The following is a 17,735-nucleotide window of genomic DNA, read 5'->3' as shown; positions in this document are numbered from 1 at the left end:
ATCACCATTGGGGGCGATGGGCGCCCAGGGTGCCGGCGGGGCAATCCCACTGCACGGGAGTTCCTGCGATATGCAACGGCACCCGCAGGCGTCGGGCCGGTCCCCAAGGGGTCTGTTCCTGAACCAGCCCCTGATCGTCAGCGTCTTCCGAGCGTAGCGGCGTTGCGTTTTCCGCTGACGGGCAATGCTCAACCAGAAGCTTGGCGGTGCGCGCCAGGGACAGGCGCGCCGAGCGGCCCTGGCCGCCGCTCAAGGACAGGTTCAGGGCCCGCAGAGCGCTGGCGGCCATCAGGTAGCCGGTGGCGTGATCCAGGGCCTGGACCGGCAGTGGCAGCGGTTGGTCCGCAGCTTTCCAGTCCATTCCGGCTGCGGCGATGCCGGCGCTCATCTGTACCAGGCTGTCGAAGCCCCGGCGGTTGCGCCAGGGGCCGCTCCAGCCATAGGCGTTGAGGCTGACCTCGATCAGCCCCGGGGCGATGCGCTGGCGTGCCTCGGCGTGGTAACCCAGGTGTTCCAGGGCATCGGCGCGATAGCCGTGCAGCAGCAGGTCGGCGTCGGCCAGCAGGCCCTCGAATACCGCGCGCTGTTCAAGGTCGTGCAGGTCCAGGCGTGCGCAGCGCTTGCCCAGGGTCACCTCCGGCTCCAGGGCCGGTTCGTTCCAGCCCGGCGGGTCGATGCGCAGTACCTCGGCGCCCAGCCCCGCCAGCAGGCGGCTGGCCACGGGGCCGGCCAGGACCCGGGTCAGGTCCAGCACCTTCAGTCCGGCCAGGGGCCGGGCGCTGGAACCGCTCCAGGTGCTTGGCCGCGAGCCGCTGTGCGGCAGCCAGTGCACCAGGGGTTCGGCGTTGACCGCCTGACCCTGCGGGTGCGCCTGCCACTGCGCCCAACTGCGCATCTGCGCGGCGCAACCGCCTTGATCGACGATGGCCTGTTCCAGCTCCAGCGCGTCCCAGGTGGCCACTCGGGCGGCCATGGCGTCGCGCCCGGTCACCGCGCCCAGCACCCGTTCGGCGGCGGCGCGGTGGTGGGGCGCGTTGGTGTGCAGGCGAATCCAGCCATCGCGGCTGGGGTAATCCCCAGCAATCGGGTCCCAGGGAGAGGGCAGGCTCCAGCCTTGCGGGCGGATTGAACCGGCGAACCAGAACGAGGCCAGGCGCCGGTCGACGCTGACCTCTGGCCGGCGGCGGCGATGCTGGCGCAGGCCAGGTCGGTCACGGCGAAGGCCGAGGGCAGGGCGCCCTGGCCGGTTTGTCGGACGCTTGCGGGCGCCAGGCCCAGCGCGGCCTGGAGGGTGACCAGTAGTTCGGTCATGACGCACTCCCCGGTTCAGAGGAGGGCATTGCACCCTGAAACCGCCGCCCCTGTCGATCACCCCCGGTCATCGGCCGCGGCGGGCGGCCGGGGGGCGAGAACCTGCGCTTATACCCGGAATTGATCCATCAGCTTCATCTGCTGGGTGGCCAGGGCATTGAGCTGGCTGCTGACCTGGGCTGACTCGCTGGCTTGCTCGGTCAGGGTTTCGGTCACGCTGCGAATCGCCGAGACGTTGCGGTTGACCTCTTCGGCCACAGCACTCTGCTCCTCGGCGGCGCTGGCGATCTGCAGGTTCATGTCGCTGATCACGGTGACCGCGTCGCTGATCTTGCCCAGGGCCTGGACCGCTTGCTGGATCTGTCCGGCGTTGTTCTGCGCCTGGCTCTGGCTGGCGTGCATGGTGCTGACCACATCGCGGGTGCCGCTCTGGATGCGTTCGATCACCACGCGGATTTCCTCCACCGAGTCCTGGGTGCGCTTGGCCAGGTTGCGTACTTCATCGGCGACCACGGCAAAGCCGCGACCGCTTTCTCCGGCACGGGCCGCCTCGATGGCGGCGTTGAGGGCCAGAAGGTTGGTCTGCTCGGCGATGCTGCGGATCACCTCCAGCACCGAGCCGATCTGCTCGCTGCTCACCGCCAGGGCTTCGACTTCACCCACCGCCTTGCTCACCTCGTCGGCCAGCAGGCTGATGTCCCGGGTGCTGCGTTCGATGATGCTCATGCCTTCCTTGGCCGACTGGTCGGCGCCACGGGCGGCCTGGGCGGCGTTGGACGCACTGCTGGCGACTTCGTGGGCGGTGGCGCTCATTTCGTTGGAGGCGGTGGCCACCTGGTCGATCTCGCGGAACTGCACTTGCATGCCTTCGCTGGTCTGGCGGGCGATTTCCGAAGACTGGTCGGCGGTGCCGCGGGCCTCGATGATGCTTTGCTTGATCTGGGCAATGGTCGGTTGCAGCTTGTCGAGGAAACGGTTGAACCAACTCACCAGCTCGCCCAGTTCGTCTTTCTTGCTGTAGTTCAGGCGCTGGGTCAGGTCGCCGTCGCCGCTGGCGATGGCCTGGAGCATCTGCGCCACGCTGTTGATCGGCCGGGTCACGCCGGAGGCGCTGAGCCACATCAACAGCAGGCCCAGCAGGCCGGCACCGACGGCGACCAGCAGGGTTTTCAGGGTGCCGCTGGTCTGGGCTTGATCCAGCAGGGTTTGCAGCTTGACCGAGTCCGCCAGCAGTACCTGTTGTGGCAGGTCGATGGTCACGCCCCAGGCCTTGGCATCGGCAATCGGGCTGAAGGGATAGACCGCGCGGATCAGGTCGCCTTGCTGGAGGATTTTCGATGGGCTACCGCTGAGTGTTGCGAGGATGTCCTTGCCCTGGGCGCCAAGGGTTTCATTGATGTTCTTGCCGACCTGGCCGGCATCGGCGCCGACAGCGGCCAGCAGCCCACTACCGGCGAGGATCATCATGTGCCCGGCTCCGTCGAACAGGTCCCGCTGTGCCTCGACAGCGGCGGCTTGCAGGGAGTCCAGGGCGATGTCGACGCCAATCACCCCCAGCACCTTGCCGTCCACCAGCAGGGGCAGGGAGATGGTGGTCATCAGCACTTGTTTCTTGTCCTGGCCGATGGTGTCGGCATAGGGATCGAGCAAGCAGATGCGTCGGGTGTCCCGGGGGCAGGTGTACCAGATGTTGTAGGGCGTGCCGCTGAGGTTGAGGGTGGTCTTGGTCATGTCCTCCTCAGCCATCACGGTATTGAGTTGCTGGCCGCCGGCGCGACTCCAGTAGCTGGCAAAACGTCCGCGTTCGTTGGAGGCCCGGGTGGCATCGTTGGCGAACTCGCTGTCCTTGCCATCCAGGGCATTGGGCTCATAGGCGAGCCAGATGCCGAGCACCTTGGGGTTGCGCTCGAAGGCGGTTTTCAGGCTGCGGTTGAGTTCTTCGCGCAGCGCTGCAGCATCCAGGCCGCGCTGGTTGGCCAGGTCTCGTAGGTCCCGGACCTGATCCGCCAGGGCGGTGATCACCAGCTGGCTTTCGCCGAAGGTCTTCTGAATGTGTGCCGCTTGTTCGGCTGCCTTGGCCTGCAACAGGTCCTCGACACCGGCCGTCAGCATCTGCGTGCTGGAGGTGTTGACCAGTTGGTTGTTCTGCTGGCTTTGATAGATGTTCATGCCGACGATCAGCGCCACCACGCCCAACAGGCACAGTCCGGACAACAGCACGATTTTCAGGCGGATGGAGAGAGAGTCGAGCATGAGGCGATCTCGCGAAAGGACGGATGGTAAGCACGGAATCGGTTGATTCCGGTCGCCAAGTCCTTTTAGCGCCATGTTTGGAACATCGGCTTGGCCTGCTTTTGCGTGAGGTTTAGCCGACGAACGGTAGGTATGAGGCCTTCGCCGCGTAGGCGCCGGCTTACCAGCGAAAAGGTCCGTGAAGCTCATGCCAATGCTGAGGGCGCTCTGCCCGGCAAGCGGGCTGTTACAGAGGCGGGGTGTAGGTTTGCGGCAGGGCTTCGGGGCGCGACCAGATCCACAGGTTGCCCAGGGTCATGCCAGCGATGGCGGCGTACATCGTCCAGTGATGATTGAGCAGGGTCAGCATCAGGCCGGCGCACAGCAGCATGCTGAGGGTGGCGCTGACTTTGGCCTTGCGGCTGACAATCCGGCCGTTGCGCCAGTTGCAGAGGATCGGGCCGAACAGCCGGTGGTTCTCCATCCAGGCACTCAGGCGTGGCGAACTCTTGGTAGCGGCCCAGGCGGCCAGGAGGATGAATTCGGTGGTCGGCAGGCCCGGTACGACGATGGCGATCAGGCCGATAGCCAGGCTGATATAGGCCAGCACGCCAAACAGCAGGCGGGATATTTTCGACGAGGAGGGGCGAGTGGGGGTCATGGCTTCGATGATGAGGTAACGCGTCGTGTGGCTCAATCCGGGGAAGATGCCGGCCGACAAAATACCGCTGTGGGCAGGGCAGAGGGGTCAGCCGCCACCGTGCCCACAACGTCGGAGTCAGGCCGGTTGCGCGGCGCTGGAGTAAGCCTGCTCCAGCAGTACGGTGAAGCGGTTGAAGGCATCCAGGGCGCCTTTTTCCGCAGCGGCTTCTTCTTCGGCGGTGAATTCCAGGCCGTCGAGGATGCGGGTGAAGGTCTTCCAGCCTTCGGCACGGCCACCGGCTGGTTCGCCCAGGTGCCGGGCGCCGAAGGTTTCGCTCAGGCCCAGGCCCACGGCGCGCTTGATCAGGAACGCGGCGCCGAGCTTGGAACCCTCGGAAACGAAGATCCAGCCCAGGGCTTCGGCCTTGCTCGGGTTGCGCACGGCGCCGGCTACCGGTGCTGGCACTTCAGTGTCCAGGTCCGCCAGGTCGGCCTTGGCCGCTTCGGCGCGGCAGCGCTCGGCCAGGTCAGGCACGATGCGGTTCAGTTCGGCATCGTTGTACAGCTCCACCAGTTCCGACTGGAACAGGTATTGGGCGACCACGAAGCGGGCGAAGGCGCCCTGGGTTTCAAACGGTGCGTGGGCCTTGACCAGGGCGTCGAGCTTGGAATGGGGCTCGTGGGTGATCTGGTTCAGACGCTGGGAGCGCAGGTGATGACGCTGGGAGGAATCCTGGGAGGTCATGCAGATGTCCTTGAGAATGAGAGGCACTTAGTGACTAGACGAACAAGAAGACGCGACACAGTAAAAAATCCTCACTGCCCCGGATGAAAAAGGGCAGTGAGGCGGTTTGGGGTCAGATGTCCCACACCAGGTTGACCGAGAAGTTGCGGCCCGGCTGGGTCAGGCGGTCGAGGTTGGCGGGTGCGGTTTGTCCGGCCTCACCGACACTGTCGTAGCCGCGCACGTCGTCCCAGTTCCAGTATTTCTTGTCGGTCAGGTTGTACAGGCCGGCGTTCACGGTGAGGTCATCGGTGACCTTGTAGAAGCCGCTGAGGTCGAGGATGCCGTAGCCCGGTGTCTTGAACTGACCGCTGGTGGCGCGGCCATCCGGGGCCTTGAAGGTGCTGTTGTCGACCCGGTCCTTGCGTTTGACCAGGGTCCAGCTCAGCAGCGCGCCATAGTTGTCCTGGTCGTAGCCGAGGCCAAATACGCCTTTGAGTGGGTTGACGCTGTTGATCGGCTCGCCGTTGTCATTGTTGCGACCGTAGGCGTAGGCCAGCGAGCCGATGCTGTACAGGCCCTGTGGTGCACCGAAGGCATCGAGGTTCAGACGGCCCCTGGCTTCGGCGCCCTTGATGGTGGCGTGTTTGATGTTGTTGCTCTGGATCACCGATTGCAGTGCGCCGGCGGTGATGGCGTCTTCGTTGATGAAGTCGCGGTACTGGTTGTAGAACACCGAGACATCGAAGGAGCCCGCGTCGAAGTTGCCGCGCAGGCCGGTTTCATAACCTTTGCTGGTTTCTGGCTTGAGGTTGGAGTTGGGCTCGACCACGTACCCGGTGGCGAGGTTTTCAAAGCGGCCGTAGAGCGCCTTGGCCGACGGCGTGCGGAAGCCCTCGGAATACTGGCCATAGGCCGTGTAGTGCTCGTCGAAGGCGTAGGTCAGGCCGAACTTGGGCGAAACCCGATGCCAGGTCTTCTTGTCGTCGCTGACCGGAAAGTTGCCGGTAGGGTTGGCGACATTGAGGAACTCCTGGGTCAGTTTCGGCTTGAGCTGGGTGTAGTCGTAGCGCAGGCCAGGGGTGAAGGTCCAGGCGTTCCAGCTGATCTGGTCCTGGGCGAACAGGCTGTAGGTGCTGACGGTGGGGTCCGGGAAGTCGCTGGATTTTTTCACGCTGTCGCTGGCGCTTGGGCTGGGTGCGCCAACCGCGGTGCAGCCGCCGCCGACTTTCAGGCAAGTGGCGGTGCCGTAGCGCGAGCCCGTGACCTTCTGTTGCTTGAGGGTGGTGCCGTAGGTCAGCTGGTGCTCGGTTTCACCCAGGCTGAAGGCCTTGTCCATCTGGGCGTCGAATACCCATTGCTTCTCCTGGTAGAGGGTTTCGCGCTGGCGCAGCACGTCGCGGGCAATGTTGTAGCGTTCGCTGGTGGTCTGGTCGGTCTTGGCGATCTGGTAGTTCAGGCTCCACTTGATCCGATCGGCGATTGGCGACTCCAGGGCAAAGCTGTTTTCCAGGCCGAAGCGCTCACGGGTGATGGTGTCGTTGCCGACCCGCGAGCGATACCAGTTCTGACCGACGCCGTTGAGAAACAGGCCGCCTACTGCGCTTTTCTGGTTGGTGTCGCGGTCATCCTTGTACTTTTCGTACGTCAGGCCCAGGCGAGCATCCGGTGCATAGTTCCAGCCGAGCTTGGCCAGGACGTTGGTGGTGCGTGCGTCTTCCGGGTTGGCGGCGGTGCGGTTGAGGCCGGTGCCGTTGTTGCTGCCATAGGACTCGGTTTCGTGGCCATCACGCCGGCTCAGGTGCAGCAGGGCGTCGAAGTCGCTGGCCCGGCCGGCGACGGTGGCGGATTTCAGCCAGCTTTCATCAGCTGAGCTGTAGCCGCTCTTCAGGCGCGCGCCAACGTCCTGGCCGGGTTTGATGATGTCGTCGGCGTCCAGGGTGTAGTAGCTGACGGCGCCGCCGATGGCGCTGCTGCCGTAGAGCACCGAGGCCGGGCCACGGAGGATTTCCACGCGCTTGACGATTTCCGGGTCGACATAGTTGCGGTTGGTCTTGGCGTAGGGACCGCTGAAGAAGTGATCCGGCACTTCCACGCCATCGACCTGGGTGAGAATCCGGTCGCTGTCGATGCCGCGGATGTTGTAGCCACTGAGTCCTGCGCGCTGACCTGCACCACCGACGGAAACCCCAGGCTCGTAGCGCACCAGCTCCTTGATGGTGTTGACGTTCTGGCGGTCCAGTTCTTCCCGGGTCTGCACGCTCACGGTGCTCGGCACCGAGTTGATGTCCTGCTCCTGGCGGGTAGCGCTGATGGTCACTTGCTGCAGGTTCACCACGTTGGCGCCGCTGCGCTTCTCCAGGACGATGCTGTTGCTGCCCAGTTTGCGGTAGCTCAGGCTGGTGCCGCTGAGCAGCCGATCCAGGGCCTTTTCCGGCGGCAGCGAGCCGCGTACGCCGGGGGAGGCAACGCCGGAACCCAGCTCGGCGGGCAGGCCCACTTGCCAGCCGGTGACCGCGGTAAAGGCATTGAGCGCCGAGACCAGCGGTTGCTCGGCAATGGCGAAGTTGTAGTTGCCCATGCGCTGGCTGGAAGGCGCCGGGGCATCGGCGGCCATCACAGGAGTGGCGTGAGCGCCGGCCAGCAGGATCGCTGCGGTGAGCAGCGACAGCGTGCAGTTCTGCAGACGGGTACAGGGAACAGAGGATCGGCTGTTGAGGCGAGGGGACATCGAGAGCGCTCCGGGTCGCACGAATCTTATAGGTGCAGACACGCATTAAAAATGCGAATCAGTTGCATTGGCTATAACGAGACGTATGACCCATGGCTATCGCGTAAAAACAATTATTCTCAGTTGAGAATCACCAGCGCCGGGAATTCCGAGAGTCGCGCCGAGGTGATATGGGCCAGGGAACGCAACACATCCAGGGGCTGGTCCAGGCGGTAGTTGCCGGTGACCGCAACACTTGCCAACTGCTCGTTGTTGTTGACGATCCAGCCCGGGTAATAACGTCGCAGTTCCGCCAGCACCTGATTGAGGGGGCAGTTCTCGAATACCAGGCGCCCCTCGACCCAGGCCAGGTCCTTGCCAGCATCGAGCTTGGCCGGGCGCTCAAATCCCTGAGGGCCGACGCGTACGCTTTCTCCGGCCCTCAAGCGAATGCGCTGGTCGGCGTGGGTCGCCCGCAGGTCGATATCGCCGCGTTGCACCTGGACCTGGGCGATGCCGTCCAGATAGCGCACGGCGAAGGCGGTGTCGCCCACGCTGGCCTTGACCGGACCGGCGTCCAGTTCCAGGGGCCGGCCGAGAGTGGCCGGGATCTCGAAGAAGGCTTCGCCCTGGTACAGCCGAGCCACGCGCTGGTGATCGTTGATCTGGCTGGAAAACGCCGAGTTGGTGTTGAGCAGGACTTTCGAGCCGTCTTCCAGTTGCAGGCGCTGGCGTTCACCCACCAGGGTCAGGTGGTCGGCCTGCAGGCGCAGGGGCAGGTTGCTGAAGCTGAACAGCCCAAGCACCAGCACCGCGGCGGTGGCCAGGGGCTTCCAGTGGGGGCGCAGGCGAGCCAGGCGTGAAACCTTCGGTGCAGGGGCGGCCAGGGCCTGGGCACAGAGCGCCACTTGCGGTCCGTTCCAGATGGCCTGGGCCTTTTCGAAGGCCTGGGCATTGAGCGGTGAAGCCGCCAGCCACTGATGAAACTGGCGCACGTGTTCCTCGTTCGGATGTTCCAGCTCGATCAGCCAATCCAGCGCCTGATCCATGGCAAGGGTGCTTGAGTGCGAGCCGGCAGGGGTGGGCGGCTCGGCGCTGTGAAAATCCGTCACGGGTGTTCCTCGGCGGCGTCTGTGCGCAGCTGTTTTTTCAAGAGAGAGCGAAAGCCGGCCAAGGTTAGCAAAGGCCTGGGGCTGACGCAGTCATTGTGCTCAGCGGTTGAGACTCACTGGCCGTCGAGACGTTCGGCGACGCCGATGCAGATGGCCATGATCAATTTCAGTTCCTTTTGCACGGTGCTCAGCGACACCCCGAGTGCGTCGGCGATCTCCTGATAGCTGTGGCCGTGCAGGCGGCTGAGGATGAAGATCTGCTGCTGGCGCGGGCTGAGCTGACCGAGGCTGAGGTTCAGGCGTTCGAGCAATTGCTCGGCGTGGGCTGCGTCCTCGGCGCTGCTGAGGGGAGCGGCGACGCTCTCCACCACCTCCGGTGGCACATCTTCCAGCAGGGTGCGGCCCTGGATACGCCGGGCCCGCAGGTGGTCGAGCGCCAAGTTGCGTGCAGTCTGGAACACGAAGGGCTCAAGGTGGGTGATCGGCCGCTCGCTGAGGGCGCGGGTCACCCGCAGATAGGTTTCCTGCAGCAGGTCTTCGGCGGTGCTGTGGTTGTTGACCATCCGCTCCAGCGTTCGCAGCAGAGAAATTCGTTGAGTGAGGAAGACGTGGTTGAAGTGCGATTGACTCACAGCAAGGCCTGATCCATTTTTGCAGCAGATGATAATGATTGTCATCTGCGCCAATGGTCAAGCCTTGTGTGATTTATCCCCGAGCGGCCAGGTACGCCTGGTAGTCGGGAATCCGGTGTTCATGGGCCTGGCTCATCAGTGGGCTGCTGAGCAGATAGTCGGCGCTGCACTCGTTGCAGGCCACGGGAATGTTCCACACCGCCGCCACGCGCAGCAGGGCCTTGATATCCGGATCGTGGGGCTGGGGTTCGAAGGGGTCCCAGAAGAACACCAGCAGGTCGACCCGCTGTTCAGCAATCTGCGCGCCCAGTTGCTGATCGCCGCCCAGAGGGCCGCTGATCATGCTTTGCACCGGCAGTCCCAGGCGTTTGCTCAGCAGCAGCCCGGTGGTGCCGGTGGCCAGCAGTTCATGTTCGGCCAGGCGTGACTTCTGTCGCTCGGCCCAGTCCAGCAGAAAGACCTTGCAGTGGTCATGCGCGACCAGGGCGATGCGCTTGCGCGCCGCCATGGTCTTTTGGGTAAAACTGATACCGATCATCGACGAATATCCGTTTTATTCCGCGTTGCACAGGGCCAGGCAGTTATCCAGCATGCGGTTGGAGAAGCCCCACTCGTTGTCGTACCAGGCCAGCACCTTGAGCAAGCGACCGCCGCTGACCTTGGTGTGGTTGGCGTCGAAGATCGACGACAGCGGGTTGTGATTGAAGTCGCTGGAGACCAGCGGCAGGGTGTTGTAGCCGAGGATCTTCGAATGCTGGCTGGCACTCTTGAGCAGGGCGTTGACCTCTTCGGCGGTGGTGTCGCGCTTGAGGGTCACGGTCAGGTCCACCAGGGATACGTTGATCACCGGTACCCGCACTGCCATGCCGGTCAGCTTGCCCGCCAGCTCCGGCAGCACCAGGCCCACAGCTTCAGCGGCGCCGGTCTTGCTCGGAATCATGTTCTGGGTGGCCGAACGGGCGCGGTAGGGGTCGCTGTGGTAGACGTCGGTGAGGTTCTGGTCGTTGGTGTAGGCGTGGATGGTGGTCATCAGGCCGTTGTCGATGCCCAGCTCGCGGTGCAGCACCTGGGCCACCGGGGCCAGGCAGTTGGTGGTGCACGAAGCGTTGGAAATGACCTGGTGCGACTGGCGCAGGATGTCGTGGTTGACCCCGTAGACCACGGTGGCGTCGGCGCCTTTGGCCGGGGCCGAGATGATCACTTTGCGGGCGCCGGCAGTAAGATGGGCAGCGGCCTTGGCGCGGTCGGTGAACAGGCCGGTGCATTCGAAGACCACGTCGATCTTTTCCGCTGCCCAGGGCAGTTCGGCCGGGTTGCGGATGGCACTGACGGCGATGCGGTCACCGTTGACGGTCAGGCTTTCCTGGTCGTGCTGGACTTCGGCGTCGAAGGTGCCGTGGACGGTGTCGTATTTCAGCAGGTGGGCATTGATCGCGCTGTCCCCCAGATCGTTGATGGCGACGATCTGCAGATCCTGACGATAGCCTTGGGTATAGAGTGCGCGCAGGACGTTACGGCCAATACGGCCAAAACCGTTGATTGCGATTCGAAGAGTCATGTGCAAACGCCTGTCGTTAAATTTGTTGTTGGAATTACAAGATTATTCGCATAGAAATAGAAAACAAGCCTTTTTAGTGGCAATATTTTGTCTTATCTACAACGAGTGACCTGAATCAACTGGTCCAAATGGTCAGAAATGTCCTCCACTGTCCCTCGGTGGCGGGGCTTCTGATCAGCATAGACAAACAGGTCGCCACATCCGTTAGCCTGGAGTTCTACATATGCATCCCCGCGTTCTTGAGGTCACCGAACGGCTTATCGCTCGCAGTCGCGCCACTCGCCAGGCTTATCTGGCGTTGATCCGTGGTGCCGCCAGCGATGGTCCGCAGCGCGGCAAGCTGCAGTGTGCGAACTTCGCCCACGGCGTGGCCGGTTGTGGCGCCGACGACAAACACAGCCTGCGGATGATGAATGCGGCCAACGTGGCAATTGTTTCGTCATATAACGACATGTTGTCGGCTCACCAGCCTTACGAGCGTTTTCCCGAGCAGATCAAGAAAGCCCTGCGCGAGATCGGTTCGGTGGGCCAGTTCGCTGGCGGCACCCCGGCCATGTGCGATGGCGTGACCCAGGGCGAGGCCGGCATGGAACTGAGCCTGCCGAGCCGCGAGGTGATTGCGCTGTCCACGGCCGTGGCCCTGTCGCACAACATGTTCGACGCGGCGCTGATGCTGGGGATCTGCGACAAGATCGTCCCGGGCCTGATGATGGGCGCCCTGCGCTTCGGTCATCTGCCGATGGTCTTCGTCCCGGGCGGGCCGATGGTGTCGGGGATTTCCAACAAGCAGAAGGCCGATGTGCGCCAGCGTTATGCTGAAGGCAAGGCCAGCCGCGAGGAGCTGCTGGAATCGGAAATGAAGTCCTACCACAGCCCGGGCACCTGCACCTTCTATGGCACCGCCAACACCAACCAGTTGCTCATGGAAGTCATGGGCCTGCACCTGCCGGGCGCCTCCTTCGTCAACCCCAACACGCCGCTGCGCGACGCCCTGACCCATGAGGCGGCGCAGCAGGTCACGCGCCTGACCAAGCAGAGCGGCAGCTTCACGCCCATTGGCGAAATCGTCGACGAGCGTTGCCTGGTCAACTCCATCGTCGCTCTGCACGCCACCGGCGGTTCCACCAACCACACCCTGCACATGCCGGCCATCGCCCAGGCGGCAGGCATCCAGTTGACCTGGCAGGACATGGCCGACCTGTCCGAGGTGGTGCCGACCCTGTCCCACGTCTATCCCAACGGCAAGGCCGACATTAACCACTTCCAGGCAGCGGGCGGCATGTCCTTCCTGATCCGTGAACTGCTGGAAGCCGGGCTACTGCATGAAGACGTCAATACTGTGGCCGGCCGCGGCCTGAGCCGCTACACCCAGGAGCCGTTCCTCGATAACGGCAAGCTGGTATGGCGCGAAGGCCCGATCGAAAGCCTCGACGAAAACATCCTGCGGCCGGTGGCCCGGGCCTTCTCCCCGGAAGGCGGCTTGCGGGTCATGGAAGGCAACCTCGGCCGCGGGGTGATGAAAGTGTCCGCCGTGGCCCCCGAGCATCAGGTCGTCGAAGCCCCGGCCGTGGTGTTCCAGGACCAGCAGGACCTGGCCGACGCCTTCAAGGCCGGCCTGCTGGAAAAAGATTTCGTCGCGGTGATGCGCTTCCAGGGCCCGCGCTCCAACGGCATGCCCGAGCTGCACAAGATGACCCCGTTCCTCGGGGTACTGCAGGACCGTGGCTTCAAGGTGGCGCTGGTGACCGATGGACGTATGTCGGGTGCCTCGGGCAAGATTCCGGCGGCGATTCATGTCAGCCCCGAGGCCCAGGTCGGCGGTGCGCTGGCTCGGGTGCTGGACGGTGACATCATTCGCGTTGACGGGGTCAAGGGCACCTTGGAACTCAAGGTCGACGCCGCCGAATTCGCCGCCCGGGAACCGGCCAAGGGCCTGTTGGGCAACAACGTCGGCACCGGTCGTGAACTCTTCGCTTTCATGCGCATGGCCTTCAGCTCGGCAGAGCAGGGCGCCAGCGCCTTTACCTCTGCTCTGGAGACGCTTAATTGAAACTGGCCCTGGTCGGTGACATCGGTGGCACCAACGCGCGCTTCGCGTTGTGGAAAGACCAACAACTGGACGCGATCCAGGTCCATGCAACGGCGGACTATCGCTGCCCGGAAGACGCCATCAAGGCGTACCTGCAAGACCAGGGCCTGGCCCTGGGTTCCATCGGTTCGGTATGCCTGTCGGTGGCCGGTCCGGTCAGCGGCGATGAGTTCCGTTTTACCAACAACCACTGGCGCCTGAGTCGCCAGGCGTTCTGCCAGGCCTTGCAGGTGGAGCAGTTGCTGCTGGTCAACGATTTCTCGGCCATGGCCCTGGGCATGACCCGCTTGCAGCCCGATGAGTTTCGCGTGGTCTGCGAAGGCGTTGCCGAGCCCTTGCGTCCGGCGGTGGTGATCGGCCCGGGCACTGGTCTCGGCGTCGGTACCCTGTTGAATTTCGGCGACGGCCGCTACATGGCCTTGCCGGGGGAGGGCGGTCATGTCGACCTGCCCTTGAGCAGCCCGCGGGAAACCCAGCTGTGGCAGCACATCCACGATGAAATTGGCCATGTCAGCGCCGAGACCGCTTTGAGCGGCAGTGGATTGCCGCGGGTGTACCGGGCGATCTGTGCGGTGGACGGCCATGAGCCGCGCCTCGATACCCCGGAGGCCATCACCGCTGCCGGGCTGGCTGGCGACCCGATTGCCCGGGAAGTGCTGGAGCAGTTCAGCTGCTGGCTGGGGCGAGTGGCGGGCAACAACGTGCTGACCACGGGCGCGCGGGGCGGGGTGTATATCGTCGGCGGGGTGATTCCCCGTTTCGCCGACTTCTTCATCCACAGCGGCTTTGCCAGGAGCTTTGCCGACAAGGGCTGCATGAGCGACTACTTCAAGGGCATTCCGGTGTGGTTGGTGACGGCGCCCTATTCCGGGCTGACCGGTGCCGGCGTAGCGCTGGAGCAGGCCCAGGGTTGACCTTGAGCCGCACGGCGTAGGAGCCGGCTTACCGGTGAAGAGGCGGTAACACGCCTCCCGGCATCAGGCATAATCGCGCTCCCTGCCTAACAATAAGGACGGCCCCGGTGAGTTCAGTCAGTAAGTCGATTTTGTTGGTTGACGACGATCAGGAAATTCGCGAGCTGCTGGAAACCTACCTCAGCCGCTGCGGCTTCCAGGTGCGCACGACCGCCGATGGCGCCGGCTTTCGTCAGGCCCTGAGCGAGGCCCCCAGCGACCTGGTGATCCTCGACGTGATGCTGCCCGACGAAGACGGCTTCAGCCTGTGCCGCTGGATTCGCCAGCACCCACGGTGCAGTCAGGTGCCGATCATCATGCTCACCGCCAGCTCCGACGAGGCCGATCGGGTGATCGGTCTGGAGCTGGGGGCCGACGACTACCTGGGCAAGCCCTTCAGCCCACGGGAGTTGCAGGCGCGGATCAAGGCGCTGTTGCGCCGGGTGCAGTTTGCCCAGGAGCGGGTTGCAGGTGACGTGCTGTGCTTCGACGAGTGGCGCCTGGATGTGATCAGTCACCGCTTGTTTCATAACGACGGCGAGGAGGTGATCCTCTCCGGCGCCGACTTTGCCCTGCTCAAGCTGTTCCTCGACCACCCCCAGGAAATCCTCGACCGCGACACCATCGGCAATGCCACTCGCGGGCGCGACCTGATGCCCCTGGACCGCATCGTCGACATGGCTGTCAGCCGCCTGCGCCAGCGTCTGCGGGACACGGAAAAGCCGCCGCGGCTGATCCGTACCGTGCGTGGCAGTGGCTATCAATTGGCAGCCAATGTGGTTGCCGGCAATGGTCACTGAGGCAGTGCGCAGAGTATTGCGGCGGGTGCCGGTGCCTCGCTCGCTGCTGGGGCGCATGCTTCTGCTGACCTTGCTGGCGGTGTTGTTCGCCCAGGCCCTGTCCAGCGTGATCTGGGTTTCGCAGTTGCGCGCTACCCAGCTCGAAGGCCTGGTGACCAGCGCCCGCAGCCTGGCTCACTCGATGACCGCCAGCGTCAGTTACCTGCGTTCGCTGCCGGTGGCTTATCGCCCCCTGGTGCTCGACCAGTTGCGCAGCATGGGCGGTACCCGTTTTGTCGTGACCCTCAATGACAAGCCCCTGGGCATGCAGGTGCTGCCCGCTACACCGCGCAAAGAGGCGGTATTGCAGGCGGTGGAGCAAGTGCTGCGCCAGTCCCTGGGCAACGACGCGGATCTATCCGTGACCTTTGTCAGCCCCGATGATCTGCGGATTTTCAATGGCGGCCTCAAGCTCGACGAATTACCCCGCTCCTGGGCCCATTACGCCTTGACCCTGGAGCCGGTGAACCCACCGGTGCTGGTAACCCAGATCCAGATGGCCCCGGGAGAATGGCTGTACATCGCCTCGCTGCTGCCCGAGCCCTACACCAGTCTCGAAGAGCAGGGGCTGCCGGCGCAGCAGGTGTGGTTCATCCTGCTCACCAGCGGTTTTCTGCTGCTGTTCATCGGCCTGCTGGTGCATTGGCAGAGCCGGCCCCTCAAGCGTCTGGCCCGGGCGGCGCGGGACATGTCCCTGGGCGCCGATGTCGAGCCGGTGGCGCAGGGCGGCGGCAGTGAAGTGGTGGAAGTGGGGCGGGCCTTCAACAGCATGCGCGAACGCATCAGCCGCTACCTGACCGAGCGCAGCCAGCTGTTCAGCGCCATCTCCCACGACCTGCGCACCCCCATCACCCGCCTGCGCCTGCGGGTCGAACTGTTGGAGGACGAACAACTGCAAGCCAAGTTCGGCCGCGACCTGGACGAGCTGGAACTGCTGGTCAAAGGTGCGTTGCAATGCGTCAAGGACACCGACATCCACGAGAACATCGAGCCGGTGGACCTCAACCAGGTGCTCGACTGCCTGGTGGAGCCTTACCTGGCACCCAACGGCAATGGCCGCGTGACCCAGCAGGGCCGGGCGCTGGCCAGCTATCCGGGCAAGCCCCTGGCGCTCAAGCGCTGCATGGGCAACCTGATCGACAACGCCCTGAAGTACGGCCAGAACGCCCATCTGCACATCGAAGACGACGACAGCGGTTTTGTCCTGCATGTAGACGACGAAGGCCCGGGCGTACCGGAGCAGCGCCTGGAGCAGGTGTTCGAGCCGCATTTCCGTCTGGCCGGCCAGCAGCAGGGCTACGGCCTGGGCCTGGGCATCGCGCGCAACATTGCCCATAGCCATGGCGGCGAAGTCAGCCTGCAGAACCTGCGCGAAGGCGGCCTGCGGGTGACCCTGTACCTGCCCCGGACCTTCGACTGAGCGGTTGGCCTGTGCAGACGCTGACTTGTGTAGGGGCTGGCTTGCCAGCGAAGGCGTTCCCAAGGGCACTGCAGGACTCAAGGGCCTCTTCGCCGGCAAGCCGGCTCCTACGGGGGGAGCCGCGCAATGTCACGGTTTGGTGACATTGTGCTGGCCCTTCGTTACCTGCGGTTGCGAGCGGCTTGATTAGACTCAAGCCTTCGATAAAAACAACAACAGGCCACTCATGGACTCTCTCCCCCTGCCGCTGCGCAGTTGGCTGAACGCGCCCGCTCACCATTCCTGGCTCGCCGCCGAAGGCCAGCGCCTGCTTGATTTCGCCAAGGCTTCACGACTCGCCGAAGGCTTCGGCAACCTCGATGCCCGGGGCTGCCTGCCCGCCGGTGCCCAGGCCGAAACCATGAACACCGCGCGCATGACCCACAGCTTCGCCATGGCGCACATCCAGGGCCTGCCGGGTTATGCCGGGCTGGTGGATCACGGCATCGCCGCGCTCATGGGGCCGTTGCGCGATGCCGAGCACGGCGGCTGGTTCGCCGTGGCCGGTCAGGCCGATGGCAACAGCACCAAGGCTGCCTATCTGCATGCCTTTGTCACCCTGGCCGCCAGCTCTGCGGTGGTGGCGCAGCGGCCGGGTGCCCAGGCCCTACTTGAGGAGGCGATCCGGATCGTCGATGGGTATTTCTGGAGCGAGGAGGAGGGCGCCATGCTCGAGTCCTTCAATCGTGACTGGCGCGAGCCGGAAGCCTATCGCGGCGCTAACAGCAACATGCACGCCACCGAGGCCTTTCTGGCCCTGGCCGATGTCACCCAGGACCCGCGCTGGCTCAACCGCGCCCTGCGCATCGTCGAGCGGGTGATCCATCAGCACGCCGCCGCCAACGACTTCATGGTGATCGAGCATTTCAACGCTGACTGGCAGCCCCTGCGGAACTACAACCGGGCCTTTCCCGCCGACGGTTTCCGGCCCTTCGGCACCACGCCGGGCCACGGTTTCGAATGGGCGCGCCTGCTGTTGCACCTGGAGGCATCGCGGGTCCAGGCCGGCCTGTTGACTCCGGGTTGGCTGGCGCTGGATGCGCAACGCTTGTTCCAGAGCAACTGTCGCCACGGCTGGGACGTGGACGGTGCCCCGGGCATTGTCTACACCCTGGACTGGGACAACCGGCCAGTGGTGCGCCAGCGCCTGCACTGGACCCACGCCGAGGCCAGCGCCGCCGCCAGCGCTTTGCTCAAGCGCACCGGCCAGGAGCAATACGAGGTCTGGTACCGGCGTTTCTGGGAGTTCTGCGAAGCCCATTTCATCGATCGTCAGCAGGGCAGCTGGCATCACGAACTGGGCCGCGACAACCGCCCGGCTGCCGAGATCTGGGGCGGCAAGCCGGACCTCTATCACGCCTGGCAAGCCGTGCTGATTCCGCGTCTGCCCCTGGCACCGAGCATGGCCTCGGCTTTGGCCCAAGCGTCTGTTCCGGGCCTTGTGTAACCATGTCGTGACATTTTCCCGTCGCTT

At 64.3% G+C, this 17,735-nt stretch carries 13 protein-coding genes and 1 pseudogene; 5 read left to right on the top strand and 9 right to left on the bottom strand.

The genetic code is table 11. The features are described from left to right. Window position 1: 1 nt before the first annotated feature. From PQT43_RS08050 to gap, 9 genes and pseudogenes are all read right to left on the bottom strand, one after another. Window positions 2–1,311 (bottom strand): annotated as a pseudogene (locus PQT43_RS08050) (CoA transferase). A gap of 108 nt (window positions 1,312–1,419) precedes the next feature. Next, window positions 1,420–3,564 (bottom strand): methyl-accepting chemotaxis protein, encoded by a 2,145-nt coding sequence (locus PQT43_RS08045; protein ID WP_272753675.1) that lies wholly within the window; start codon window positions 3,562–3,564, stop codon window positions 1,420–1,422. 226 nt (window positions 3,565–3,790) lie between these two features. After that, the gene (locus PQT43_RS08040; RefSeq protein WP_272753740.1) at window positions 3,791–4,204 is read right to left on the bottom strand and encodes a YbaN family protein; all 414 of its coding nucleotides are present in this window, start codon (window positions 4,202–4,204) and stop codon (window positions 3,791–3,793) included. Between the two features lie 117 nt (window positions 4,205–4,321). Beyond that, window positions 4,322–4,930 (bottom strand): biliverdin-producing heme oxygenase, encoded by a 609-nt coding sequence (locus tag PQT43_RS08035; protein WP_110651420.1) that lies wholly within the window; start codon window positions 4,928–4,930, stop codon window positions 4,322–4,324. A 112-nt stretch (window positions 4,931–5,042) separates the two neighbouring features. Next, entirely contained in the window at window positions 5,043–7,640 is a 2,598-nt protein-coding gene (locus PQT43_RS08030; RefSeq protein WP_272753674.1) for a TonB-dependent receptor, read from the bottom strand. A gap of 119 nt (window positions 7,641–7,759) precedes the next feature. Continuing rightward, window positions 7,760–8,731 (bottom strand): FecR family protein, encoded by a 972-nt coding sequence (locus PQT43_RS08025; RefSeq protein ID WP_110594843.1) that lies wholly within the window; start codon window positions 8,729–8,731, stop codon window positions 7,760–7,762. A 113-nt stretch (window positions 8,732–8,844) separates the two neighbouring features. Beyond that, window positions 8,845–9,363, bottom strand: a complete 519-nt coding sequence (locus PQT43_RS08020; protein ID WP_102860591.1) for an RNA polymerase sigma factor — start codon at window positions 9,361–9,363, stop codon at window positions 8,845–8,847. Window positions 9,364–9,436: 73 nt separating this feature from the next. After that, entirely contained in the window at window positions 9,437–9,901 is a 465-nt protein-coding gene (locus PQT43_RS08015) for a methylglyoxal synthase (protein WP_102880665.1), read from the bottom strand. Between the two features lie 15 nt (window positions 9,902–9,916). Further along, a complete protein-coding gene (gene gap, locus PQT43_RS08010; RefSeq protein ID WP_102880664.1) occupies window positions 9,917–10,921 on the bottom strand; it encodes a type I glyceraldehyde-3-phosphate dehydrogenase in 1,005 nt (334 codons plus the stop codon). 223 nt (window positions 10,922–11,144) lie between these two features. On the opposite strand from gap, the gene edd reads away from it, so the two are divergent. From edd to PQT43_RS07985, 5 genes are all read left to right on the top strand, one after another. After that, entirely contained in the window at window positions 11,145–12,971 is a 1,827-nt protein-coding gene (edd, locus tag PQT43_RS08005) for a phosphogluconate dehydratase (RefSeq protein WP_102860594.1), read from the top strand. Next, entirely contained in the window at window positions 12,968–13,924 is a 957-nt protein-coding gene (locus PQT43_RS08000) for a glucokinase (protein WP_102880663.1), read from the top strand. The genes edd and PQT43_RS08000 overlap by 4 nt, the downstream gene beginning before the upstream one ends. Before the next feature lie 107 nt (window positions 13,925–14,031). Then, window positions 14,032–14,763, top strand: a complete 732-nt coding sequence (locus PQT43_RS07995; protein WP_102860596.1) for a response regulator — start codon at window positions 14,032–14,034, stop codon at window positions 14,761–14,763. Continuing rightward, complete coding sequence (locus PQT43_RS07990; protein WP_110651422.1) at window positions 14,753–16,222, top strand: ATP-binding protein; 1,470 nt, start codon at window positions 14,753–14,755, stop codon at window positions 16,220–16,222. Before PQT43_RS07995 ends, PQT43_RS07990 begins: the two co-directional genes overlap by 11 nt. A gap of 226 nt (window positions 16,223–16,448) precedes the next feature. Continuing rightward, window positions 16,449–17,708 carry a D-mannose isomerase gene (locus tag PQT43_RS07985; protein ID WP_267268784.1) on the top strand — a complete coding sequence of 420 codons (1,260 nt, stop codon included), beginning with the start codon at window positions 16,449–16,451 and terminating at the stop codon, window positions 17,706–17,708. The last annotated feature ends 27 nt before the right edge of the window (window positions 17,709–17,735 follow it).

Source organism: Pseudomonas sp. BLCC-B112, assembly GCF_028550695.1.
In the GTDB taxonomy this organism is placed as follows: Bacteria; Pseudomonadota; Gammaproteobacteria; order Pseudomonadales; family Pseudomonadaceae; genus Aquipseudomonas; species Aquipseudomonas danubii.
The sequence above is the reverse complement of the archived record's forward strand: the minus strand, read 5'-3'. Positions and strand labels throughout refer to the sequence as shown.